Source organism: Novosphingobium sp. 11B, from assembly GCF_054589055.1.
The window spans coordinates 13,243-37,733 of sequence record NZ_BAAILP010000126.1 but is presented as its reverse complement, the minus strand read 5'-3'; the positions used below and the strand labels follow the sequence as shown (position 1 = coordinate 37,733).

The 24,491-nt window shown below is 65.1% G+C and carries 18 protein-coding genes and 2 pseudogenes; 8 read left to right on the top strand and 12 right to left on the bottom strand.

All coding sequences use genetic code 11. The features are described from left to right. Window positions 1–252: 252 nt before the first annotated feature. The gene (locus ACYPYD_RS11875; RefSeq protein ID WP_069709426.1) at window positions 253–1,989 is read right to left on the bottom strand and encodes a cytochrome c biogenesis protein DipZ; all 1,737 of its coding nucleotides are present in this window, start codon (window positions 1,987–1,989) and stop codon (window positions 253–255) included. Window positions 1,990–2,202: 213 nt separating this feature from the next. Here ACYPYD_RS11875 and msrA point away from each other — a divergent pair, with 213 nt between their 5' ends. Together msrA and msrB are read left to right on the top strand one after the other, a co-directional pair. Continuing rightward, window positions 2,203–2,943 carry a peptide-methionine (S)-S-oxide reductase MsrA gene (msrA, locus tag ACYPYD_RS11870; protein WP_069709427.1) on the top strand — a complete coding sequence of 247 codons (741 nt, stop codon included), beginning with the start codon at window positions 2,203–2,205 and terminating at the stop codon, window positions 2,941–2,943. A 68-nt stretch (window positions 2,944–3,011) separates the two neighbouring features. After that, complete coding sequence (gene msrB, locus ACYPYD_RS11865; protein ID WP_083274781.1) at window positions 3,012–3,503, top strand: peptide-methionine (R)-S-oxide reductase MsrB; 492 nt, start codon at window positions 3,012–3,014, stop codon at window positions 3,501–3,503. A 28-nt stretch (window positions 3,504–3,531) separates the two neighbouring features. Here the strand turns inward: msrB and ACYPYD_RS11860 are convergent, their stop codons facing one another. Further along, complete coding sequence (locus ACYPYD_RS11860) at window positions 3,532–3,933, bottom strand: DoxX family protein (protein ID WP_083274782.1); 402 nt, start codon at window positions 3,931–3,933, stop codon at window positions 3,532–3,534. 201 nt (window positions 3,934–4,134) lie between these two features. On the opposite strand from ACYPYD_RS11860, the pseudogene ACYPYD_RS11855 reads away from it, so the two are divergent. From ACYPYD_RS11855 to ACYPYD_RS11845, 3 genes and pseudogenes are all read left to right on the top strand, one after another. Then, a pseudogene (locus ACYPYD_RS11855) lies at window positions 4,135–4,299 on the top strand (aminotransferase class I/II-fold pyridoxal phosphate-dependent enzyme); the annotation flags it as partial. Window positions 4,300–4,456: 157 nt separating this feature from the next. Then, entirely contained in the window at window positions 4,457–4,639 is a 183-nt protein-coding gene (locus tag ACYPYD_RS11850) for a DUF3008 family protein (RefSeq protein WP_069709429.1), read from the top strand. Between the two features lie 143 nt (window positions 4,640–4,782). Further along, window positions 4,783–7,176, top strand: coding sequence for a membrane-bound PQQ-dependent dehydrogenase, glucose/quinate/shikimate family (locus ACYPYD_RS11845; RefSeq protein WP_459663311.1), 2,394 nt, complete (start codon window positions 4,783–4,785; stop codon window positions 7,174–7,176). A 38-nt stretch (window positions 7,177–7,214) separates the two neighbouring features. Here ACYPYD_RS11845 and ACYPYD_RS11840 read toward each other — a convergent pair whose 3' ends face one another. After that, entirely contained in the window at window positions 7,215–7,529 is a 315-nt protein-coding gene (locus tag ACYPYD_RS11840) for a hypothetical protein (RefSeq protein ID WP_420873468.1), read from the bottom strand. Here ACYPYD_RS11840 and ACYPYD_RS11835 point away from each other — a divergent pair. Beyond that, window positions 7,500–7,996, top strand: a pseudogene (locus ACYPYD_RS11835) (SDR family oxidoreductase); the annotation flags it as partial. The gene ACYPYD_RS11840 and the pseudogene ACYPYD_RS11835 overlap by 30 nt on opposite strands. Before the next feature lie 111 nt (window positions 7,997–8,107). Here ACYPYD_RS11835 and ACYPYD_RS11830 read toward each other — a convergent pair. Genes ACYPYD_RS11830 through ACYPYD_RS11815 form a run of 4 tightly spaced genes read right to left on the bottom strand, consistent with a single transcriptional unit; the run spans window position 8,108 to window position 14,314 of the window. Next, the gene (locus ACYPYD_RS11830; protein WP_069709431.1) at window positions 8,108–9,232 is read right to left on the bottom strand and encodes an alkaline phosphatase; all 1,125 of its coding nucleotides are present in this window, start codon (window positions 9,230–9,232) and stop codon (window positions 8,108–8,110) included. 2 nt (window positions 9,233–9,234) lie between these two features. Next, window positions 9,235–10,656 carry a sensor histidine kinase gene (locus ACYPYD_RS11825; protein ID WP_156799946.1) on the bottom strand — a complete coding sequence of 474 codons (1,422 nt, stop codon included), beginning with the start codon at window positions 10,654–10,656 and terminating at the stop codon, window positions 9,235–9,237. Next, window positions 10,653–11,345 carry a response regulator transcription factor gene (locus ACYPYD_RS11820; RefSeq protein ID WP_069709432.1) on the bottom strand — a complete coding sequence of 231 codons (693 nt, stop codon included), beginning with the start codon at window positions 11,343–11,345 and terminating at the stop codon, window positions 10,653–10,655. The genes ACYPYD_RS11825 and ACYPYD_RS11820 overlap by 4 nt, the downstream gene beginning before the upstream one ends. 53 nt (window positions 11,346–11,398) lie before the next feature. After that, complete coding sequence (locus tag ACYPYD_RS11815; protein WP_083274786.1) at window positions 11,399–14,314, bottom strand: TonB-dependent receptor; 2,916 nt, start codon at window positions 14,312–14,314, stop codon at window positions 11,399–11,401. 417 nt (window positions 14,315–14,731) lie between these two features. Between ACYPYD_RS11815 and ACYPYD_RS11810 the strand changes: the two genes are divergently transcribed. Together ACYPYD_RS11810 and ACYPYD_RS11805 are read left to right on the top strand one after the other, a co-directional pair. Beyond that, a complete protein-coding gene (locus tag ACYPYD_RS11810) occupies window positions 14,732–15,958 on the top strand; it encodes a histidine-type phosphatase (RefSeq protein ID WP_069709433.1) in 1,227 nt (408 codons plus the stop codon). A gap of 168 nt (window positions 15,959–16,126) precedes the next feature. Then, on the top strand, window positions 16,127–17,686 hold the full coding sequence (locus ACYPYD_RS11805; protein WP_459663313.1) for an inorganic phosphate transporter: 1,560 nt from the start codon (window positions 16,127–16,129) through the stop codon (window positions 17,684–17,686). 125 nt (window positions 17,687–17,811) lie between these two features. On the opposite strand, the gene ACYPYD_RS11800 is transcribed toward ACYPYD_RS11805, so the two are convergent. The 5 genes from ACYPYD_RS11800 to ACYPYD_RS11780 all read right to left on the bottom strand — a co-directional run. Continuing rightward, on the bottom strand, window positions 17,812–18,960 hold the full coding sequence (locus tag ACYPYD_RS11800; RefSeq protein ID WP_036528844.1) for a metallophosphoesterase: 1,149 nt from the start codon (window positions 18,958–18,960) through the stop codon (window positions 17,812–17,814). A gap of 63 nt (window positions 18,961–19,023) precedes the next feature. Then, the gene (locus ACYPYD_RS11795; RefSeq protein ID WP_459663309.1) at window positions 19,024–21,999 is read right to left on the bottom strand and encodes a TonB-dependent receptor; all 2,976 of its coding nucleotides are present in this window, start codon (window positions 21,997–21,999) and stop codon (window positions 19,024–19,026) included. 104 nt (window positions 22,000–22,103) lie between these two features. Next, complete coding sequence (locus ACYPYD_RS11790) at window positions 22,104–23,111, bottom strand: FecR family protein (RefSeq protein ID WP_459663307.1); 1,008 nt, start codon at window positions 23,109–23,111, stop codon at window positions 22,104–22,106. Further along, window positions 23,047–23,655, bottom strand: a complete 609-nt coding sequence (locus ACYPYD_RS11785) for an RNA polymerase sigma factor (protein WP_008829769.1) — start codon at window positions 23,653–23,655, stop codon at window positions 23,047–23,049. The genes ACYPYD_RS11790 and ACYPYD_RS11785 overlap by 65 nt, the downstream gene beginning before the upstream one ends. Window positions 23,656–23,831: 176 nt before the next feature. Then, window positions 23,832–24,491, bottom strand: a 660-nt coding sequence (locus ACYPYD_RS11780; RefSeq protein WP_459663306.1) for a 2-keto-4-pentenoate hydratase, incomplete at its 5' end; no start/stop codon positions are given.

The window sequence follows — 24,491 nt, the reverse complement described above, 5'->3', positions numbered from 1 at the left end:
GATCGAGCCGCCGACATACGGGCCGCTCCAGTCCACCGCATCCCCGTCCTGCGCGAAAGCCGGCGCGGCAAGAGCGAGCGCCATCGCGCCCAAAGGCGCAAAGTACAGTGCCCTCATGGAAATCCTCCTTATCAGACGGCCAACTCAGCCGCTGTCGGAAGGGCAAACTGCGAGGAGCAACCGTTAGTTGCGCCGCTTTACCATGACGTTTTGTTGCCCGTGCACCAATGTGCACACAACCGCTGGTGCACCTCAGCCAAACGTGAAGGCAAACGCCTGAACTCCGGGGTCGAGGAACTCGATTGCGAAAGTACGCTCCGCCGTGCCGCCCTGCATCCTGACCAATTGATAGAGCCGCTGGCCATCGACCGACCCGTTGCCGCGCGGATCGACATCGGCGCCGTGATCGGCTCCGGGCGCCTGGCCATCGATCGTCACCCGGAACCGTACCGCCCGGCCCGCTCGCGTCGGACCGAGTACAAGGTGCACGTCACGAGCGTGAAAGCGATAGACGATGCGTCCTCCTGCAGCGTCGAGCGAAGCCTGTTCGCGGCCGACCGACCATTCACCGGCAAGGCCCCAGGCGTCGCGCTGCGGGCTAGCGGGAGCCGCGTAGTCATGGCGGGTATCTCGGACAAGACCGCCCGGCGAGGCGAACCGCATCGCCTTGCCGTAGCCGAGGTAGGTTTCAGGCGATCGCGCCTTCCCCTGCCCCGCGGCGGCTCCGGCTCCGGTCGCCGAAACCGTGACCGTTCCCGCATTACCCACCGCGCTGCCGTTCTCCGCGAGCAGCCGCTGGATCACCCTTTCAGACTGCGCATAGTCGCCCTCGCCGAAATGATGGTAGCGGATGCGGCCCTTGCCATCGATGAAGTAGTGCGCCGGCCAGTAGCGATTGCGGAACGCGCGCCACACGCCATGATCGTTGTCGATCGCGACAGGATAGGCAATGCCGAGGTCACCTACCGCCTTGCGGACGTTGGCGGGATCCTTTTCAAAGGCGAACTCGGGTGTATGGACGCCGATCACCACCAGCCCCTGGTCGCGGTACTTCTCCGCCCAGGCCCGCACGTAAGGCAGCGAGCGCAGGCAGTTGATGCAGCTGTAGGTCCAGAAGTCGACCAGGACGACTTTCCCGCGCAGTGATTCCGGGGTCAGCGGCGGGGAGCCGATCCATTCGGTCACTCCCGCAAGCGAAGGGAACCGACCTTCTTCCACCAGTTGCCCGCCCTTGCCCATGGCGGCTGAGGACATCGCGTCGTCCTGGTGAAACCGGTCCAGCAAGCCCTGCTCGAAACGCGCCGTGCCCGACAGCGACAGGCGGGTCAGCAGCCCGGTGTCCAGCCCCAGCGCTATAGCGACGACGCCAACCAGGACGGCGACACCCAGCGCCTTGCGGATGCGTTCGCCTACGCCGATCGAACGCTTCATCGCCGCGAAGACCTTTCCGCCCACCAGCAAGGCCAGTGCCAGGGAAGTCGCGGCCCCTGCCGCGTAGGCCAGCAGCAACAGGCTCGTATGCGCACTCGCACCCTGCAGCGCTGCCCCGGTAAGCACGAGGCCGAGCACCGGTCCTGCGCAAGGTGCCCAAAGGAGGCCGGTGGCGACACCCAGCAGGAGCGACGCGAAAAAGCTCGATGCGCCATGATCCGCGCGGTCGGCCGATTGCGACAGCCTTCCTCCCAATGCCACCAGCGGCCGCGTCACCCGGTCGGCGAGGGAAGGAAACAGCAGCAGAAGCCCGAAAGCGGCGAGCACGGCCAGTGCCGCGATCCGCCCATACGCATTCGCCTGGATGGCCCATCCACCCCCGACTGCCGCCAGCGTCGCGACGGCGGCGAAGGTCAACGCCATGCCCAGTAGCAGCGGCAACCCGCTGCGCAGGAACGGCCCGTCGGCGCGCGCAAAGACGAAAGGCAGCACGGGCAGGATGCACGGACTGATGATCGTCAGCACACCCCCCAGATAAGCCAGCAGGAAGAGAATCATGTGGTGTCGTCGCCTTGCCGCAGATGCCGAAGCGCGCCCCGCTCTCGTACGTGGGCGGGTTTGGTGTTGCGATCCATAAACTCCCGCGCACCATAATGATGCATGAATGATCGACGCAGTGCTCTTTGACGGCGAATTCGACGACCGCCTGCATCCTTTCGGCATGTTTCGTCGTATCCTGTTTACAGACGACGCAAGCCGAAAGCCCCGCCCATGAACCGTATCGCCAACACCGCCATGATCGTTGTCACCGTTGCCGGGACGGTAGCCGGCTTCGCCGCGCTTCTCCGCGAGAGCAGCGTCGAAGCCGCTTCCTCCCAGGCCGTGTTCCGCATCCCGCCACCGGCATTCGAGACGCCCGAGGCAGGCAGGCGCGAAACTGCCGTGTTCGCTGGCGGCTGTTTTTGGGGCGTTCAGGGGGTATTCCAGCATGTCCGCGGCGTGAGCAGCGCGGTATCGGGCTATGCAGGCGGCGATCGGGGCAGCGCGCACTACGCGGTGGTATCGCGCGGGGGCACTGGCCATGCCGAGGCGGTGAAGGTCACTTACGATGCCCGGCAGGTCAGTTACGGGCAACTCCTGCATGTGTTTTTCTCGGTGGTCGCGGATCCCACGACGCTCAATGCGCAAGGCCCGGATCGCGGCACCCAGTATCGCAGCGCGCTGTTTCCCCTTTCGCCCGGCCAGCGCGCGACGGCCGATCGATACCTCGCCCAACTTGGCAAGACCGGCGCCTGGAAGCGCCCGATCGTTACCAGCGTGGAACCGTTCAAGGGTTTCTACCCTGCCGAGGGCTATCATCAGGACTACCTGACCTTGCATCCGGATTCGGCCTATATCCGCCGAAACGACCTGCCCAAGGTCGCTGCACTAAAGGCAACGTTTCCTGCGCTCTATCGAAGCAGTCCCGTCCTCGTCTCCGGGCGAGGCGCCAGTCCGTCACAGGAGCGTTGATACGATACCGGTCTGATGCTTTGACCACGACATCGGCACACTCTCAACCCACAGGATATGCAAAAGCCATGATTCCGCACGTTTTCCCGATGAGCCGCCGCGGCTTCTCCTTGTCGGTGGTCGCTGCAGGCACCGCTGCCCTGATCGGCGGGCGAGCGGTCGCCGCTCCGGATGCCCCCCTAAGGCTGTCGGACGCGGAATGGCGAAAGCGGCTATCCCCTCCGGCCTATGCGGTACTGCGCCAGGGAAGCACCGAGCGTCCCTATTCGAGTGCTTTGCTGAAAGAGCATCGCAAGGGCCGTTTTCTGTGCGGGGGCTGCGACCTCGCGTTGTTCTCCTCAACCACCAAGTTCGAAAGCGGTACGGGCTGGCCCAGTTTCTGGAACCATTTCCCCGGCGCGGTGAAGGTCGTCGCCGACCGCTCGATGGGCATGGTGCGCAAGGAGGTGCGCTGCATGCGCTGTGACGGGCATCTGGGCCACGTCTTCGACGACGGACCGCCGCCTACCGGTTTGCGCTACTGCATGAACGGGGCTGCGCTGACGTTCCGACCCGCCTGACGCGTGCACGGGAACGGGATGGCAAGGCTCAGCGGGGCCGGAACGGCCAAGCAGTGACTTTCGCCGCCCACAACGGCAACCAGATGAGTACCGGCTGCAAGGCAAGGCGTGGTATGTGATAGGCAAGTCCCAGTCCATGCCGGGGCCTTGCAAGATCGAGAAGCATATGCTGGACGTTCGCAGGCCAGACGCACAATGCATAGGCTGCAAGTCCCCATGCCGCAGCAGCGCGAAGCCGAGGCACCCATCCTTGTCCTATACCGGCAGCGCCGGCAATTTCCGCAATACCGGTCAACATGACAACCGCTTCAGGTGCGGGAACCCAGCCTGGAACGATCGCGACGAACGGCGCAGGCACGGCCAGATGGAGCGCTCCAGCTACCGCGTAAAGCAGCGCCAGCACCGCGCGGAAGATCGTTTGCAAATCCATTGAGGTCATGATCTTACGAAACGTCCGTGTTGTCACCAGCGCCCTCACAACGGACGTTCCAGGATCGACTCCCGCTGTCCGTTAGTGGATCGTCTGCTGTTCGAACACGGTGGTCCGCCCGATGAAGCGCCGCGTTTCTCGTTCCGGCCCGCCGCGAACCCGGGACAGGGTTAAGCAGAACTCGTTACCGCCGACAGAGAGGTGCACTACAGCGATTTTTCAGGGATTCCGGAGCTGCGCTCTGCCCTTGCAGAACGCCTGCAGCCCCACAACGGCACGACTGTTTCTCCCGATCAGATCATCGTCACCAACGGCCTGACCCAGGCATCCTTCATGGCCTTCATGGCCACGATCGATCCGGGCGACGAGGTGATAGTCCTCGTCAATCCGTGCAATCCCCGGCGCAACCCATTGCGATTGTCGAGGATGATCGCGCCGGGACCGGCTCGCAGGTTCGAACGGGAACCCGACCGGCAGCGCCTTCCTTACATACATGCACATGGATCGATGATGGAGAGCACGCATGCCTGCCCGTTCCAAAGCTCAGCAGAAAGCCGCAGGGGCAGCCCTGTCCGCCAAGCGCGGCGATACCCCCAAATCGAAGCTCAAGGGAGCCTCCAAAGATATGGAAACAACGATGAGCGAAGCGCAACTGGAGCACTTCGCCGCGACCAAACGAAAGGGCCTTCCTGAGCACAAGGACTGAAGTGCCCGGCTCCGGACCCGCGGTTCGGCGGGAACCGCATAAGCCCATAAAACACGCAGCCTGCAAGCTGCACCCGGTCGAGGAACAAACGGGTTCCCGGACCATTCTCGACAGCGAAGTTCCCAAATATTTCTGGAGTGTGAATGATGGAACCGGCAAGCCTGCAATCGAGGGCGCGGCCTTTTGCGCCTTTGGTCCTGGGCTCCATCATGGCGCTGATCGGCCTTGTACTGGCGGCAGGCGGCATCTGGCTCGCGCTGCTGGGCGGCTCGGCTTATTATGTCCTCACCGGTATCGCGATGCTCGCTTCGGGCGGCCTGCTGATCCGCCGCAACATCCTTGGCGGCTGGCTCTATTGCGCGATCTTCGTGCTGACCGTCATCTGGGCCTTTGCCGAAGTGGGCGCCAACAACTGGGCGCTCGTCCCGCGCATCTTCGCGCCGCTGGTGCTGCTGGTGGCGACGCTGCTGGTGATGCCGACACTCTCCTTTCGCCCGGACCGCTGGAAGCTGGGGCTCGGCACCAGTGCAGCGGCTGTGGTGCTGACGGCCGTTTCCGCGATGATCTTCGGGAGCATGGCGGATACCGGCCCCGCGCAAGGCCTGCCCGGCCTGCGCTTCGAGATGAGCGACCCCTCGCTCGCCTCCGTCGGGGACGACTGGCCCGCCTACGGCGGTACCGATGCGGCACGCCGCTTTTCGCCACTCGGCCAGATCACGCCGGATAACGTCAAGAACCTCAAGCGCGTCTGGCTCACGCATACCGGCGACATGCCTTCTTCCGCAAAGATCGCGGGCACGTACGGCGGCGAGAACACCCCCCTCAAGGTCGGCGACACGCTCTACGTATGCACGCCCAAGAACAGGGTGATCGCGCTCGATCCGGCAACGGGCAAGCAGCGCTGGAAGTTCGACCCCAGGGTCTCGGACGACGCCATCCCCTACACCGCTGCCTGCCGCGGCGTGAGCTACTTCGTGGTGCCCGGCACACCGGCCGACCAGCCCTGTGCGCAGCGGATCATCTACGGCACGCTCGATGCACGTCTGTTCGCCATCGATGCCCGTACCGGCGCGCGCTGCGCCGCCTTCGGCACCAATGGCGAGGTCGATACCAAGATCGGCATGGGCAACACGCCGCCGGGCTACGTCTCGATCAACTCGCCGCCGACCATTGTGCGCGGCGTCGTCGTAACCGGCCATCAGGTGCTCGACGGGCAGGATCGCTGGGCGCCCTCGGGCGTGATCAGGGGCTACGACGCCGTAACCGGCAAGCTGCGCTGGGCATGGGACATGATGCACCCGGACTGGAAGGGCTATCCGCCACAGGGCCAGACCTGGGCGCGCGGCACGCCCAACATGTGGACGATCGCGAGCGGCGACGAACAGCTCGGCCTGGTCTACCTGCCGATGGGCAATGCGGCAGCGGACTATTATTCCAGCCTGCGCCGCCCGCAGGAGCGCGATTTCGCGACCTCGCTGGTGGCGCTCGACGTGACCACCGGCAAGCCGCGCTGGAAATTCCAGGCCGTGCGCGACGACGTGTGGGACTACGACTTCGGCGCGCAGGCCAGCCTGGTGGATTACAAGGGCAAGCCCGCACTGGTGCTGCCGTCCAAGCAGGGTGACATCTATGTGCTCGACCGCCGCACCGGGCAGCCGCTGACGCCGGTGGGCTCGATCAAGGCGCCGGGCGGCGGTGTGGAGCCCGACCAGCGTGCGGCGACGCAGCGCGTCTCGCTTTGGCATACCCTGCGCAAGCCAGACCTGACCGAGCGCGACATGTGGGGCATGTCGCCGATCGACCAGATGATCTGCCGCATCCAGTTCCGCAAGGCGAGCTACAAGGGCTTCTTCACCCCTCCCGAAAGCGACCGCCGTTCGATCGAGTATCCCGGCTACAACGGCGGCACCGACTGGGGCGGCGTGGCGGTCGATCCGCGCCGCGGCGTGATCGTCGCCAACTACAACGACATGCCCAACTACGTCCGCCTCGTGCCGCGTGCCGAGGCCAACCGCAAGGGTTGGGCTCCGCGCGATCAGGCGCGCGGCGAGATCGGCGGGGCCGAAGGCGCTGGCGATCCGCAGGCGCACACGCCCTATGCCATCGACGTCAACGCGGGCTGGCGCCTGCCGCTGACGGGCATGCTGTGCAAGCAGCCCCCCTATGGCGGCATCCGCGCCATCGACATGGCGACCGGCAAGACGATCTGGGACAAGCCGCTGGGCGAAGCGCGCACCAATGGTCCCTTCGGCATTCCCTCGATGCTGCCCTGGACGATCGGTACGCCGAACAACGGCGGCTCGGTGGTGACGGCAGGCGGCGTGATCTTCGTCGCCGCCGCGACCGACAACCTGATTCGCGCCATCGACCTGAAATCCGGCAAGGTTCTGTGGAAGGACGTATTGCCTGCCGGCGGCCAGGCCACGCCGATGACCTACATGGTCAATGGCAAGCAGTATCTGGTTATCGCTCCGGGCGGTCATCACTTCATGGAAACGCCGATCGGAGATCAGGTAATCGCCTACGCGCTGCCGTGAAGCCCGGCCGCAATGGCTGACCGTTGGCAGGCTGGCGGTCAGCAGGCGACTTCGCGCAACGATCGTTCGATTTGGCCGCCGCAATAGGCATCGCCGTATACCTCCCTGCTGTCGCTGGCCAGCCGCGCAAGGCTCGGCACGGCCTGCATGCGCTGCGTCAGGGCGTCCACTCGCGGCGCGTGTTCCGGGAGGAGACGGGCGATCGACGGGAAACGATCGGCCATCGTCGACCACAGGACGGCAGTGACGATGTCCGCAAGCCCGGGATAGCCGGCGCCAAACAAGGTGGCCTGTTCGGCGCCCAGCCCATGCTTCTCTGCCGCATCCTCGTAAACAATACCGGCGAACAACATCCCGACAAGGACATAGCCGACATTTCCCAAGAGCAGCTGCGGCGCACGTTCCAGACCAACATCTTCTGCATGTTCTTCCTGGCGCAGGCAGTGCGCCCGCACCTTTCGAAGGGCTCCGCCATCGTCAATTGCACCAGTATGACGATGTCCGGAGCAGCAAGGAACTGCTGGACTACAACTCGGCCAAGGGGACGATCACCGCCTTCAACCGCTCGCTGTCCGAAAACCTCATCGAGCAGGGCATCCGCGTGAACGCCGTGGCTCCGGGGCCGATCTGGACGCCGCTGAACCCCAGCGGCGGCGCCAGCCCTGAAAAGCTCGAGCACTTCGGCGAGGGAACCCCGATGGGACGCACCGGACAACCCAATGAAGTCCCACCCGCCTTTCTGTTCCTCGCGTGCGAGGACGCCAGCTACATCAGCGGGCAGGTGCTGCATCCCAACGGCGGCATCATCGTGAACGCATGAAGGTCCCCGAAAACCCTTTGTAACCGCCGGAAGTGCAACTGGGTCACAAGGTCATCCGTAGGACGGGAGGTCACCTGCATCTGCGGCGACCTCCCCTTCGCCAGCTCCGCTTTACTTTTCCGGCTTCCAGCCCATCGCCGAAAGCATGACGTCGAACAGCCGGGTGTTCGGGAAGAACCCGTGAACCTTGTCCGCGCCGGGGCCCGAGGCCGCGGCGATCACTTCTTCTCCCGTATGGCCGCCATGGACGCTGATGACGTCGTTCGTGGTATCGGTGACGCCCGGTTTGGCGACTTCGGCGTCATACTGCCCCGCCAGAGGCTCGCCGCGCGTGCCGCCGCTCATGCGCAGGCCGAAGCTGTGATCGGCGGTGAACAGGAACAGCGTATCCTTGCCGGCAATCTGGCTGATACGGCGGATCATCTCGTCCATCTCCCTGACGTGGCCGAGGCCCTTCTTCGGATCGTCGGTGTGCATGTCCCACTCGACCATCAGGAAGTAACCTTTGGGATTGCGCGCCAGCTGCGCAATCGTCGCCTCCACGGCCGGGATCGGCGCGAAGTCGGCATCGCGCAGCACCGCCGCGCGCGCTGCGTCGCGCACGATCGCAGTGTCCTCGCCGTAGCGATAGCCGGCTGCGGCGAAGGCCTGCTCAGGCGTGGTCTGCTGCTTGGCGAAGGAGGCGGCGGCGTCTGCCCGGCCCTTGCCGATCAGAATATCGACGCCGTCACCGAAGCGGGGCTTCAGCATCTGACGGAAGATCTCGTCCTTGTCCTTGCGCGCGCCGACATGGGCAAAAGTGGCGGCCGGGGTCGCGTCCCAGATCTTCATGTTGGTCATGACCCCGGTGGAAAGCCCGCGCTGCTCGGCATATTCGAGGAAGGTCTTGACCGATGCCACCGCCCCGGCCTGTCCCGTAGGCACGGCCGATACCATGGCGTTGTTGGTCTTGCGGCCGGTCATGATCGCCGTCATGCCCGCGCCGGAGTCCGTCACCCACTGGTTGAGCGACGAGGTATCGGACAAGCCTACATAGGGCATCGAATGAATGAACAGCGACTGCGGCTTGTCATTGGCGAGAATGCCGCCCGCATTGAGCGTGGGCAGGCCGCCCGCATCGCCGATGAACAGGATCACATTGCGCGCTTCCTGCGCCACGGCATGACTTGCGGTGCCGGAAAGCAGAAGCGCGGCGGCTCCTGCCAGAATGCGGCGGGTCTTTTGAAAGGCGGTCATTATCAAGCTCCTTGCTGATCGGGTAACGGCGCCGACTGGCGCAAAAGGACGAGGCGGGCGCGCAGGCCGGGATCGTTGTCCTCCAGTTCGAGCCGCCCGCCGTGGAGCGAGGCCACCGCGCTCGCCAGGCTGAGGCCGAGGCCGGTGCCCGGCGTGCTGCGGGCGGCGTCGAGGCGGCCGAACTTGCGCATTGCTTCATCCCGCCGCGCGGCCGGGATGCCGCCCGCACGGTCGGCGACGCAGATATGCACTTCGGCGCCGACGGCCTCGGCCTCCAGCACGATCACGCCGCCCTCGGCGCCGTACTTGAGCGCGTTGTCGATGAGGTTTGCCAGAGCCCGCGCCACAAGAGCGCGATTGCCATGGACATCGAGGCCGGGCGCGCAAGTGCCGGTGATCTTCACCCCGCCGGCGCAGGCCAGAGGCTGGTATATCTCGCGAAGGTCCGCCAGCATCGCGCCCAGGTCGAACCGCTCGAACGTGCCGCGCCCCACCCCTGCTTCGGCGCGGCTGATCTCCAGTGCGCTTTCCAGCATGTGCAGCACGATACCGACTTCGTGGGCGATGGCCTCGAACCGCGCGTGCGAAGCCGGGTCAGGCGATGCCGCCAGCGCCTCGGTCACCTGAATATGGATGCGGGTCAGCGGGGAGCGCAAGTCGTGCGCCAGAGCGTCGGTCAGGGTGCGGTGTTCCTCCACCAGTGCCTCGATCCGGTCGAGCATGGCGTTGAGGGACGCCTTGAGGCGGTCCACCGGATCGCCGCTGCCGTCGGTTTCCGCGCGGCGGCGCAAGTCTCCGGCGCCGACATGCTCGCCGACGCGGGAGATCGTCTCGACCATGCGGTTCATCTCGCGCACCAGAACGATGCTGCCCAGCAGGCCGATCGGGATCGCCAGTGCCAGAGCCCCGGCAAGGCCGCGCAGCAGCGCCAGCTGCATCTGGATGCGGTTGTCCAGCAGCCCCCCCAGCAGGAGCTGCTCGCCGGTGGGATAGCGCGTGGTCAGGACGAGGAATTCTTCCCCCCGCACCCGGCCCAGCCGGTGCAGCAGGCTGGTCTGCCACTGCGCAGGCGCGCGCACGCCCCGGGGCCAGGCGACGATATTGCCCGCCAGCTTGCGCCCCCGCGCATCGACGAGCAGGATCGCGGTGTCGTCCTTGTATTCCGGCCCTGCCCGGTCGGCGACCGCCTTGCTCAGGTTGGGAATGCCGCCCCGATTGTAGTGGCTGAGCAGATGCCCCTGCTCATGCTCCAGCGGGCGCTGGAAGTTCGACAGCAGGATGCGGTCGGTCTCGAAATAGACGTAGAGCAGCGCCGGGACCGTGCACGCAAAGCACAGCGCCATGTACAGCAGCAGGAAACGGCCCGCAGTCGATCGCCAGGGCGCACGCCGTCCGCGCCGGGGGAAGAGCGAGGCGAGGTTCACCGCGCCGCTCCCAGCCGGTAGCCGGAGCCGCGCACGGTGCGCAGCAAGGGGACGAGGCCGGGGCGGTCGATTTCCTTGCGCAAGTTGCTGACATAGACGTCGATCACATTGGTGCCGGGATCGAAGTCGTAGTTCCACACTTTCTGGAAGATCATCGAGCGGGTGACGACCTGCCCCTGGTTACGCATCAGGAATTCGAGCAGTTGGATCGCGCGCGGCTGCAACAGGAGCACCTGCCCGGCGCGCTCGGCGCGGGAGGTGAGCAGGTCCAGCGTCAGGTCCTCGCAAATCAGCCGGGTCGTTACTGCGGGCGAGCCCGCGCGGCGGCGGTGGACCACTTCCAGGCGGGCGAGCAGTTCGGGCATGGCGAAAGGCTTGACCAGATAGTCGTCCGAACCGGCACGCAGGCCGCGCACCCGCTCGTCCGTGGAGCCGATGGCGGAGAGGATGATGACCGGCGTATCGCAGCCCTGCGCGCGCAGCGTCTCCAGCAGGGTCAGGCCATCAATCCCGGGAAGCATCCGGTCGAGCACGATCGCGTCCAACTCGCCCGCCTGCGCCCGTTCCAGCCCGCACGGGCCGTCGGCCGCGCGATCGACGCGGTAGCCTTCCTGCTCGAGGCCGGAGGCGAGGAAGTCGGCCGTGGCCGGGTCGTCCTCGACGACAAGGATGGTCTTGGTCTTGCTCATGCTGGTCCGCTCTGCGGCGGGGAGACGCCTGCCGACGCCTCCCCGTGTCACGCTCAGAAGTTGACGCGCACACCCGCGAGGTAGCGGCGGCCGAACAGTTCATGTTCGATCGGGCGCGAATAGACGCCCTGGTAGCGGATGCCTGCCTCGTTGGTAAGGTTGTTGGCGTCGAGATAGAGCTGGACGTTCTCGTTGATCGAGTAGCGCACCGAGGCGTCGAGCCGCGCGACGTTGGCCCAGTAGGCATCGCCGATGATGTCGCCGCTGCCCAGCGAGTCCAGGTAGGCCTTCTGCCACTGGTAGCTGACCCGGGCGGAGAAGCCGTAGCGCTCGTAATAGCCCGAGATGTTGTAGATCACCGGCGAGGCGCCCGGCAGGTCGGTGGTGCGGCCATCCGGCGTAGTGGCCTTGGAGTCGTTGAGCGTCAGGTTGGCCTGAACGCCGAAGCCTTGCGCCCAGTCGGGCAGCCCGGCCGCGCGGGCAAGGCCCTCGAACGGCTGCGAGAAGGCGAACTCGAGCCCCTTGATGTGGCCGCCGCCGCCGTTCGCGACGGTCGAGTACCGATAGGCAGAGCGATCGACGCCCGCCGTGTTCAGCACGTCCGATCCGAACGTCGGCAGTTCGACGTCGTAGAGGATGTCCTGAAGGTCCTTGTAGTAGGCGCCCACCGAGAAGAACCCGCGCGAGGGCATGTACCATTCGAAGTACAGGTCCACGCCCTTGGCGCGCTCGGGCTTGGCCTTGGGGTTGCCGCCCGAGACGACCTGGTCGACGTCGCTGTACGAGAAGTTGGGGCGCATCTCGTCATAGTTCGGGCGGGCCGCGCCGGTGTTGCCCGAAAGGCGCAGCTTCATGTCGCGGTTGATGTCCCAGTTGATGTGGATGCTGGGATAGACCGAGGTGAAGCTGTTGGACACGCGCGTCGGGGTCCAGGCGCCGCCGATCGACGACAGCGCCGAGCCGGTGTTCCGGATATGCTCGAGGCGGGCGCCGTAGACGATGTTGCCCCAGTCGAAGTAGGTCGTGCCCATGGCGTAACCGGCGATGACTTCTTCGGAGACGCGGTAGTTGTTCTGTTCGCTGGTGTTCTTCTGGATCTGCGAGGCCCCGGCGGCGACATATTTGTCGAACAGCGCTTCGCCGAGGTCGCTGGAGAAGTACTTCCAGCCGTAGCCCATCGGCAGGTTGCCCTTATAGGGCGTGTCGATGCTGATGTCGGCCTGCTTCGGGCTGGTCAGCCCGGCAGCGGCGAGCGTCGCGGCGGTCACTTCGACGACGGTGCGGGTGGAGGTCTTGATGCGCTTGTCGTATTCGCCGCCGAACTGGAACACGGTATCGGCGCCGAACAGATCGAGGTTGTGCTCGATATCCAGCTTTGCCGTATAGGCGTTGGTGCGATCGAGTTGGCGATTGCGCGTCATCGACAGGAAGTTCAGCTCCGTCGGCGAGATGTAGGGGCGCGATGCTCCGGCGCTGTAAGTGCCGTCCGAATTGAGCACCGTATTGTACAGCTGGACCTTCGACAGGTTCGGATCGGTGAAGTCGTACACCAGCGTCGGGCGCTTGGTGAAGTCGGTGGGGCTGCTCCACGAAGAGCCGAACGGCGGCTTGCTGCGGTCGTCGGCGCGGGTGTAGTTGAGGCGCCACTTGACCTTCCACGTGTCCATCTCATGCTCGCCCGCGAGCGTGTTGGTGAAGATGCTCTGGCGCGAGGAGTTGGAGTTCAGCGTGCTCTCGATCTCGGCCCCGTAGAGGGTGCCCTGCATCGGCGTGTTGCCGGTGCGGATGTCGGCATAGCCGGTGGTCTTGCCGACCGTGCTGCTGCCGGTCTTCTTGGCATCCTGATCGAGGTCGAAGACCCATGCGTTGCGCAGTTCGTCATCGCGGAACTGGCTGTAGATGGTCGAGAAGAACACCTTGTTGTCGCTGTCCGGACGCCATTCCAGACGGCCCGAGAACGACGTGTTGCTGCGCGTCAGGCGATAGAGCTTGTTCTGCGTCTTCGAATTCCAGATCCGCTCCTCGCCGCCCTCTTCCTGATCCTCGGGCGAGATTTCCCAGGAATTCTCGAAGTTGTCGGTCACCATGTCGCGTTCGTAGCGCGAGGCGCCGATCAGCACGCCGATGGTGTCGTTGGCAAAGCGATCGGACAGGAAGCCGCTGACGTTGTACTGCTTGCCCTGCCCCAGGTCGTTGTAGCCGTAACCCGCGTCAAGCGCGCCCTTGAGCCCGGGATAGTCGAACGGGCTGCGCGTCACGATGTTGATGTTGCCCGCCACGGTCTCACCCGGCATGTCGGCGGTCACGGCCTTGCGGATGATCGTCTGGCTGGCGATCGAGGACGGGATCGTGTCGAAGCGCGTCTCGCGCCCGGCAGGGCTGATGACGTTGACGCCGTCGAAGGCCATCGTGGTCCAGCTGGCCGGAGAACCGCGCAGGCTGATGTAGCGCTCCTGGCCCTGGTCGCGTCCGACGCTGACGCCCGGCAGGCGGCTGACGGCGGCGGCGATGTTCTGGTCGGGGAAGCGGCCGACGCTGTCGGCGGCGATGACGTCGACCAGCGAAGTGGACGAACGTTTGAGCTGGAGCGCTGCTTCCTCGGACTCGGCGATCGGGCGGCTGCCGCTCACGACGATGTCGTTCGCAGCATCCACCGCGCGGGGCCTGAGCGCCACGCGGAGGTCGGCTACACCGGCCTCGACCGACTGGTGACCGGCCTCGTAGCCGATGTAGGTGATGCTCAGCTGCTGGGTGCCTGCCGGCACGCGCTGCAGGGTGAAACGGCCGTCGCTGTCGGTGACGCCCACGATATCCGAACCTTCGATGCGCACTTCGGCGCCGCGCAGGAAGTCTCCCGATGCGTTCACCACCACGCCCGTCACGCGTCCCTCCGCGCGCGCGGCAGTCTCGGCCTGCGCCTGCGCGGCCGCAGAGGTCAGCGACAGACCCGACACGACGACCGCCGCCATCGCGACACGCAGATGAAGACGACACTTTGAATTGTTCAGAAAAATGGACACGACAAATAGCCCCCTTTTTCACAATTCGATGAATTGTGAATTTGAATAAAATCACGCGTTCATGAAGGCTTCGCCCGCACCTGCGGGATCAGCCGTATTTTTGCCCCATGTACTTCTTTGCACACCGCGAATTCGTCGCGGCGCACCATCACCGTGGATCGTCGAGACGGGGCACTAGGCAGACCGATTTGCGCTTCTGTGACAGTCGCGAACATTAGGGAAATTTAAGAATCGACTATTGAAGCCCCTGTTATGCCGATCCCGGGCCGATCAAAGACGGCACCGATACCTCGATGACCGAGGACCGTCTCCGAACCGTCACAAAGCCCGCATACCCGCAGCCCGGCCACTCAAGGGAACTTTCACATGACGAACTACACGCCGCACTTGCGCCCTATCGGCGCCATGCTTGCCGCCGCCGGGCTGGCACTTTCCGGCCCTGCCCGCTCGGCGCCGGAGCAGCCGCAGATGACGGTGGAGCGCGTCGTCATGCTGATGCGCCACGGCGTGCGCCCCTCGACCAAGTTTCCGGCCACGCCCGCAGGCACGACCAGGGATGCCTGGCCCAGCTGGTCCACCGAAGCCGGAGACCTGACGCCCCACGGCGCCGAGGGCATCCGCCGCCTAGCCGCCTACGACCGCGATCTGCTGACGCGGCAGGGGCTGCTTCCGGCAACCGGATGCGCCGATGGCGGCGCGATCAGCGCCTGGGCCAGCGGCAGTTCACGCGCGATCAAGACCGGCCTCGCCTTCGTCGAGACGCTGCAAGCCGGCTGCAAAGTCACTCTGGATCACCCGGCGAACGAAGACGAGGAGGACCAGTTCCACCCCGACTCCGCGGCGACCGCGCTCGACGGTGATCGCGCGCTGGCGGCGTCGCAGGCGCAGTTCCCGTCCGGCGGACTGGAAGGCGTCATCGCCGCACGCAAGGGTGACTTCGCTACCCTGCAGCGCATCGTCGGCGTGCCGGTCGATACCGCCTCCACGCTCAAGGCGACGCCGGGGGACAAGCCCGACCTCAAGGGCGGCCTCTCCTTCGGTTCGACGGCCGGACAGACGATCCTGCTCCAGTACCTGGAAGGCATGCCGATGGAGCAGGTCGGCTGGGGCCGCGCGAGCAAGGCGGACATCCGCGCCATCCTGCGCTTCCACCCGGTCAAGTTCCAGTACGAGACCCGCCCCGCCTATGTCGCCCAGCGCCTTGCCGCCCCGATCGTCACGCGTATCGTCGATGCCCTGTCGGGCACGGGCGGGCGCCTGACGCTGCTGTTCGGGCACGACACCAACATCGCAGCACTCGGCGGGTTCTACGACATGCACTGGACCATGGCCGACTACCCGCGCGACGACATCGCGCCCGGCGGCGCCATCGGTTTCGAGCTTGTGCGCGACCGGGCCGGCCGGCGCTTCGTCCGCGCGTTCCAGCAGGCGCAGTCGATGGACCAGTTGCGTGCGCTGAGCCCGCTGACCCGGGCCGCGCCGCCCAGCCGCAGCTACCTGCAAATCCCGGGCTGCGGCTCACGCAAGGCCCTGTGCGATCTGGCGACGTTCGAAAAGATCACGCGCGAGCGACTGGCCAAGCCCACCGACTGATCTTCGGGTCCGGTATCAGACCTTGGATTTTATCTGATGCCGGACCAGCGACGCCCGCGCCACTGCAACACCGCTGTCATGCGGGGGTCTTAACCAAATAGCTATCCTGCCAGGAGATAGCTTGACGTGAACGCGACTGTAACGGCCCACACCCATGCCCGCCCCGATATGGAAAAGGGCCTGGGAATCGCCGGACAACTGGGCTTTGGCGCGGCGATCCTGGCGGCGATCGTCTATGTCGCCTACAGCGTCTATGCCGACGCCAGCGCCTCGGGCATGGCCGCCATCGCGCTGCTGCCGTTCCTGCTGCTCTTCTTGGCGCTGCTCATCGCGCTGGGCTTCGAGTTCGTGAACGGGTTTCACGATACCGCCAATGCAGTCGCCACGGTGATCTACACCAATGCCATGCCCGCCAATGTCGCGGTGGTGTGGTCCGGGTTCTTCAATTTCCTCGGCGTCCTGCTGTCCACCGGCGCGGTGGCTTTCGGGATCGTCTCGCTGCTGCCGGTCGAGCTGATCCTGCAAGTCGGCTCCAGCGCGGGCTTCGCGATGGTCTTCGCGCTGCTGATCGCGGCGATCCTATGGAACCTCGCCACCTGGTGGCTGGGCATTCCCTCTTCCAGTTCGCACACGCTGATCGGCTCGATCATCGGCGTCGGCGTCGCCAACGCGATGTTGCACGGCAAGAGCGGCACCGCGGGCGTGGACTGGAGCAAGGCGACCGAGATCGGCCAGGCGCTGCTGGTCTCGCCGCTGGTCGGCTTCGGGCTGGCCGCGCTGCTGTTCCTGGCGATGAAGGTGCTGGTCCGCAACGAGGCGCTCTACCAGGAACCCAAGGGCGATACCCCGCCGCCGCTGTGGATCCGCGTGCTGCTGATCTTCACCTGCACCGGCGTCAGCTTCGCCCACGGCTCGAACGACGGACAGAAGGGCATGGGCCTGATCATGCTGATCCTGATCGGCACCGTGCCCACCGCCTATGCGCTGAACCGCGCCGTGCCGGAAAGCTACACGCAGGAATTCCACGTCGGCGCCGACAGGGCCTATGCCGCGCTCGGCGGCGGCACGACGCCGACCATGCGCCCCGCCGAAGCGCGCCGTGCCGTCACCTCCTATATCGCCGACAAGACCTACAAGCCCGAGACCACGCCCGCGATCGCTTCGCTGGTGAAGGACATCGATCGCCAGGTCGACGAATACGGCTCGCTCGCCAAGGTCCCCGCCGCCGCGACCGAGAACGTGCGCAACGACATGTATCTCGCGTCCGAAGCCATCAAGCGGCTTGCCAAGGATGACACCGCAAACCTCGACGACACGCGGATCGAGGCGGTGAACGGCTTCAAGAAGTCGCTCGATGCGGGCACCCGCTTCATCCCCACCTGGGTCAAGGTGGCAGTGGCCTTCGCGCTGGGGCTTGGCACCATGGTCGGCTGGAAGCGTATCGTCGTGACGGTGGGCGAGAAGATCGGCAAGTCGCACCTCACTTATGCGCAGGGGGCTTCGGCCGAACTGGTGGCGATGGGTACGATCTTCGCGGCCGACCATCTCGGCCTGCCGGTATCGACCACGCATGTGCTGTCCTCGGGCGTGGCAGGAACCATGGCCGCCAACCGGTCGGGCCTGCAAATGAGCACCGTGCGCAACCTGCTGATGGCGTGGGTGCTGACGCTGCCTTGCTCGATCCTGCTGGCGGGCGGCCTCTATGCGGTATTCTCGATGGTCTTCTGACGGGCCGATGCCCTCGCTTCGCCTGTACGGCCCCGGGGCGGCTTGACGCAGCCCCGGGGTTCGTTCGTGACGGCAGGCAGTCTCGCCTCGACCGCCATCGCGACAAGAATGGCCGACGAACCGCCTTAACGGACGTTTTCCTCGTCGATCTTCTTGCCATGCACATCGAACGCTTCCATCGTCACGTGCTTCCCGTCGACGCGGAACTTGGTGTAGGCGAAAGCCGCAAGCGCCTTCTTGGTGATGCCCGGCTCGGGCCAGTCCACCTTCTCCAGCGACGCCCCTGCGCTGCCGGTCACGAAATAGTGAATGCCGTTGGCCTGAGCCCGCTGGTAGTTGTGCTCGTGACCGTTGAGCACGATCGCGTTGTACTTCTCGATCAGCGGCACCCATTCACGCTGGATGCGGAAACTGCGGTCGCGGCGCTTGTACGCAGTAGCCGTATGGACCGGCAGATGGAACGCGACGAAGATGTTGTCGGCGCCCTTGTTGGCCTCCAGATCTTCCTTGAACCAGGTCAGTTCCTCCTGCCAGAGCTTCTCCTGCTCGCTCTCCGTCGATTTGCCCGCCTGGGCCAGCCGCACCCGGTCGTACTCGCTGTCGAGCACGATGAAATGCGATGTGCCCCAGTTGAAAGAATAGTAGGTCTTGGGCTGGTTGAACATGTCGTGGACCAGCGGGGCATTCGCCTCGTGGTTACCGTAGACGAGTGCAACGTTGGTCTTGCGCATGAGCGGCGCGGTGATGCGGAAGAAGTCGAACCACTCCTGCTGGTCCGGGCCGGTCTGGATGGCATCGCCCAGATGCATCACGAAATCGGGATCCTCCTTCGACATCGTCGCGATCATTTGCGAATGGATGTCGTCGCCATTGGTCTTGTCCTGCTGCTCGATCGTATTGGACACGTTGCCGTTGCGCGATTCCGCATACATCAGGAATTCAAACGGCTGGCCGACTAGCGGCGGTGTCTTGAACTTGCCCTTGCCGGCCGGCCCGGCGTCATAAGTATAGACGGTGCCCGGCTTGAGGTGCGTGAACGTGGTCTTGCGCACCTCGACGGGGAAGCTGGACTGCACCTCCGCACCCTGCCGCACGGTCACGTCGGCGCCCTTTTCCAGCCACGATACGGTGACCGAGGCCGAACTGGTGTTGAGCATGACAGGCGAAGTCACGAAAGGACCGGAGACCTCGGGGTTGCGCGTCTCCTGCGCGGATGCCGCCGTTGCCAGCACGGCCGCCATCGGAAGGGCGGCATGGAACCAATGCATCGTCATGGGTAGTCTCCTGAGATAATGTGATATCTTGAAAAGCGTCCGGCGGGTTGCGTTCACCCCCGGTCAGAAGTTGAAGCGGAAGCCGCCTTCGTAACGCTGGCCGTACCGGGCGAATTCGACCGGCCGCGATGCATCGCCGGCGTAACGCCTCAGCGGGGCGTTCAGGATGTTGGCGACATCGAAGTACACTTCGAGGCGGTCGTTGATCGCGTAACGGCTCGAAAAGTCGAGTTGCCGGTCCGCGGCGAAATAGAGGTCTCCCCCTTCGGCGGCGCTGGCGATCGCATCGACCCATGGCGAGCGGTACTGGTAGTTCAGGCGGAGCGAGACACCCGACATCTCGTAGTAGCCGCCCACGTTGTAGATCAGCTTGGAGGCGCCCGGGAACTGCACCGAGCGACCGTCGGGCGTATTCGCCTTGCCGCGATTGACGGTGACATTGGCCTGCACGCCGAAGCCGCCCATCCAGTCGGGCAGTCCCAGCGCCTGCGTGTAAGGCTCCAGCTGCTGCTGGAACACGCCTTCGATGCCGTAGAGTTCGCCGCTGCCGCCGTTGAGTGTCGTCGAATAGACGTAGCCCGAACGATCGACGCCGCCGCTGTTGAGCGCGGTGCTGTTGAAGATGCCGGTCGCGGAGAACAGGACGCCGTCGAGCTTCTTGTAAAAACCGCCGAGGCTGATGAAACCTTGCGGCCTGGTGTACCATTCGAAGTACAGGTCCACCCCCTTCGCGCGCTCCGGGCGGGCCTGCGGGTTTCCGCCCGAAACCGTCTGGCCGGTGTCGCTATAGGTGAAGTTCGGACGCAGGATCGAGTAATCGGGACGCGCCGCGCCGGTGTTGAGCGAAAGGCGCAGCACCTTGCTGGAATCCAGGTTCACGTTGGCGTGCAGGCTGGGGAATACCAGCGTTCGGTCGTTACCCGCGAGGATAGGGGTGGACACTCCCGCCAGCGTCACGAATGCGCGGCCCTCGTTGCTGACCTTCTCCACCCGCGCACCCGCGACCACATTGCCCCAGTCGAACGTCGTCTTGAGCATGGCGAAGCCCGCGAGAACCTCTTCGCTGACCCGGTAATAGTTGGCGGTATTCGGCGCATAATCGCCCGCCGCTTCCGCTTTCGCCAGATTCGCAAGCAGGGTGTCGAGGTCGAAATACCGCGCCTGATAGCCGACCGACAGGCCACCGTCATGCATGCTGTCGGTCAGCTCCGAGGCGTAATCGGTGGTTATCCCGGCTGCGGCCGCCTGCGCCGTGGACAGCTTGAGGCTACGTTCGCGGGCGATCTTGGTACGGCGATCGTATTGCCCGCCGAACGTCAGCACGCTCTCGTGGCCTAGCAGCGACAGATTGCGCGAGAGGACGAGCTTTCCGGTGTAAGCGTCGGTCACGTCCTTCGCCTTCAGGCCCGACAGGCCCGTCAGCGTGAGCGGATAGGCGCTGACGTCGGACACCGCCCCGCCCTGCGACAGGACACCGCTCGTCGAGCGCTGGGTGGTGTACAGCGACAGGCGCGACAGCAAGGGGTTGGAATAATCGTAGCCCACGGTCACGCGGCTGCCCGCGCCCGCGCCGTTGGTGCCGAAGGCGGGCGTCGCATACGTCATCGTGTTCGGAATGCTGCGATCGTCGAGCGCACGGGTATAGTTGGCCCGCCACTGCACGTTCCAGTCGCCGATCTCGTGGTCGCCGCCCAGGGTGTTGGTGCTGACGCTCTGCAGGAAATCCTTGTACGAAATGCCAATGGTCAGCGGGACGCCGTAGACAGTTCCGGCCTGCGGCGTATTGCCAGTGCAGATGTCGGCATAGCCGGTGGTGCCCGCAGCAGGCGGGGCGATAACGGCGCAGGCCGTAGTCCCGGTCGGCAGGCGGCTTTGCTGTTCGGCCATGTTGAAGACGAAGCGGTCGCGCGCCTCGTTCTCCGTCAGCGCGGTGTAGACGGCGGAGGCGAACAGCCGGTGACGATCGTTGATGCGCCAGTCGACCCGGCCGCTGCCGGACCAGTTGGTATTGGTGAAGCGATAGAACTTGTTCGTGCTGGTCGCCGCCCAATACCGGTCCTGCGAACCCGGGCGGGTATCGCGGGCCACCTGCGCCCAGGTATTCTCGAAGTTGTCGACTAGGAAACTGCGGTGATAGTACGTGCCGGACAGCACTACCGCGATCTCGCCCACGCCGGTCTGAAAGCGATCCGACACCGTGAGTGACGTGTCCACCTCACCCTTGCTGCCGATCCGCTGGACGCCGCCGCCCAGCTTGCCTGCGACGTGCAGGCCGGGGAAATCGAAGCCCGAGCGGGTCACGATGTCGATATTGCCCGCGACGGTTTCGCCGGTCATATCCGGGGTGACGGCCTTGCGCACGACCACCTGCGAGGCGATCGCCGCAGGAATGGTGTCGAACAGCGTCTGGCGTCCACCGGGGCTGATCACGTTGATCCCGTCGAACGACACCGTCGTCCAGTTCTTCGGTGCACCGCGCAAGTTGAGATAGCGGGCGCGGCCCTGATCGCGCTGGATGGCGACGCCGGGAATGCGGCCGAGTGCCTGCGCCATGTTCTGGTCCGGCATGCGGCCGACCGAGTCCGATGCCACGACGCTGACCAGCGAATCCGATGCGCGCTGGCGGGCTAGCGCCGCAGCCTCGGATTCGGCGATGGGGTGCGCGCCGGTAACGACGATTTCCGCGGCTTCGGGCTCGACGCTCTCAGCCTTCGGGCCGGAAGCCGCCTCTCCGCCGTTTCCCGCCGCGAGCACGACGACGCTGCCGCTGTCCGAGGCCACCACCAGGCCGCTGCCCTCGATCATGCGGGCGATCGCCGCGCGGGTTCCCATCTGCCCCTGCACCGCATGGCTGCGGAAGCGGCGGGTCACCGCGTCCGGCGCGACGATCTGGATATCGGCCTGATGGGCCAAGCGCGACAGAGCCGTGCCCAGGTCCTGTGCCGGGATGTTGAAGTTTCTTACTTGCGCAAGCGCAGGCATGGCGATGGTCAGCGCGGCGATACCGATCCCCGCCGCCAACCAGGACTTCGATGTCATGAACTGTCCCCTTCACGCGCAGCGATCTGCTGCCCACGTGAAGAAGAGTTCAGGGAAATCGCTTCCCGCCATCCACCCCGGAGAAAATCATCAACGGCCCCGGTTCACTTCCGCCGGATCAGCACCGAACCATCGCCGGACACCGCTTCCAGCCCCAGGCTGAGCGCGGCGTCGCGGGCGAAGCCGACCGGATTGTTGATCGAATAGACCCCTGAAACGCGCAAGTTCGCCACGGCGGCATCCTGCAACTCTATCCGGGTTTCGGAATAGCGGCCGAACTCCTGCGCCGCCTCGCGCAGGGAGAGGCCGTTCATGTCGACCATGCCCGAGGTCCATGCCGAAACCTGTTCCAGCGCATAAGGCGAAAGCGCCTTTTCGACGATCGCGCCGCCATCATCCAGATGGAGCATCCGCCCGGCCGTCAGGCGGTTCGCAAGCATCTTGCCGGCGCTAACGACCTCGACGATCCCTTCGGACACCACCACGCGAGTACCCGATCCGGAATTGCGCCAGACGGAAAAGCTGGTGCCGATCGCCCGGACGGTGACATCGCCCGCCAGCACCAGGAAAGGACGAGCGGCATCCTTGATGACGTCGAAGCGCGCTTCGCCGTCCAGCAGTTCGACCTTGCGCACGGCGCTGTCGAAAGCCACGGCCACCTCTGTCGCGGTGTTGAGGGTCATCGAGGATCCGTCGGCGAGCGGGTGCCGCTGGATCACGCCCTTGCCGGTGGACACCCGGCTTTTCTGCGTGAGCACGGCATAGGAAAGACCCGTACCCACCACGGCCAGCGCCATCGTGCTGCCGCCGATCAGCATCTGCCGTCGATCCATGCCGAACGACGGCATCCGCCATGTCCGGCCCCGGTCGGGATCGAACGCAGGTCCCAGCGCGGCGGCCTTGTCCAGATAGAGATTCATCGCGCTCGCACGCGCCAGTGCCCCGGCGTGGCGGGGGCTTGCCGCCATCCATGTATCGAGAGCATGTTGATCATCCGGGCTCAGCGGAGCCCGGTCGATCCTGGCCACCCAAGCCGCAGCAATTTCATCAATGGCGTTCGGAGGAGGAGCCACCAACGACCTCTCCCCATGCCGGGTCCGCGATTCGATCATCTCCCAATGATGTCGCCAATCGCCGGTTTCCGCCACGTCCAATCGCTCCGGAGAGCAATATGATCGCCTTTGCCATATGTTTTTCCACGGTATTTTCGGAAATGCCCATCTCCGCAGCAACCTGCCGCTGCGACAGACCATGCAACTTTCGCAGCACGAAGGCCTGCCGGCACTTGAGCGGCAGTTGCTCGATCATGGCGCCGAGCCGCTTCAGTTCCTGACGATCGGCCACCACCACCTCGGGGCCAGGGCGATCGCAAGGAACCTGAAGGCTTTCGGCTTCCGCGAACCGATCCATCTCGACGACACGGCCCTTGCGCAAGCTCTTGAGCATCACCGATTTCGCTACGGTGAACAGATAGTTGCGCGGCGCCGCGATATGATCGACGGCCTGCATACCGGCGAGAATTGCATAAGATTCCTGGACCACGTCATCGACATCCGAAGGCGGCAGACGCGTGGCGAGCCAGCGGCGCAAGTCCGGTTCGTGCGGGATGATCTCCCGCGCGATCCACTGCATCCGGGAGGGAGAGAAGACAGGCATTCGCGCCGCCTATCGGCTCGATGTGACAGGGGCGCTACGATCGCGGCATTGACACCGCAAAACCATGTGATGCCGAGCGGTCTGAACGGCAGCGCCGTTGCCCGGATATTGCCGCAAGCGACCAGAACGCGATGACGTCAGGTCGGATTATCCATGCAAGGCACAGTGATCGCGTTCTAGACGTCCATATCGGAACGATCTTGCGCATGGACCCGGCAAACGAGACGTCCGTGCCCATGGAACGTCGCTTCCCAGCATTGCCCTGCCGCGACCTCGTGCACGCCGGTCACGGCCCCTGTCGATACGAACTGCCCCTTGCGAAGCGGCATGCCGAATGCGTGCAACTGCTCGAGGGCAAAAGCCATGGCAGCCATCGGACCTCCGGGCAGCGCCGAGGCTTCGGCGGTCCTGACCTCGCTGCCGTCCACCGAACTGGTCACGGTAACATCGTCGAGCATCGGACCGGGCATCAGCGTCGTGAGCGGCCCGACGATCTGCCCCGCGTTGTTGCCGAAGGCGGCGATCGACGCCGTGGTGGGCAACGCCCCGATCCCAGTTACGGGACTGCCCGCGAGTTCGATGCCGATGTGAATGGCACCGACGAGTTCCGCCGCGCCCGCGCGCGTCCACGCCGCGACGTGCGGTGGCTGGTCGGCGCTGGCGAAGGCCACCAGTTCTGCCTCGAACGCGCCGCTTCCATCCGGGATCAGACGAAACACGCTCGTTCGGCCATCCTCGACATGGACGACATCGCGCGCGAACACCGGCCCTATGAAGCGATCGACGCCGTAGCGTTCGCTCAAGCGGGCGTCGAGGCGACCGACTTTCCAGCCCGC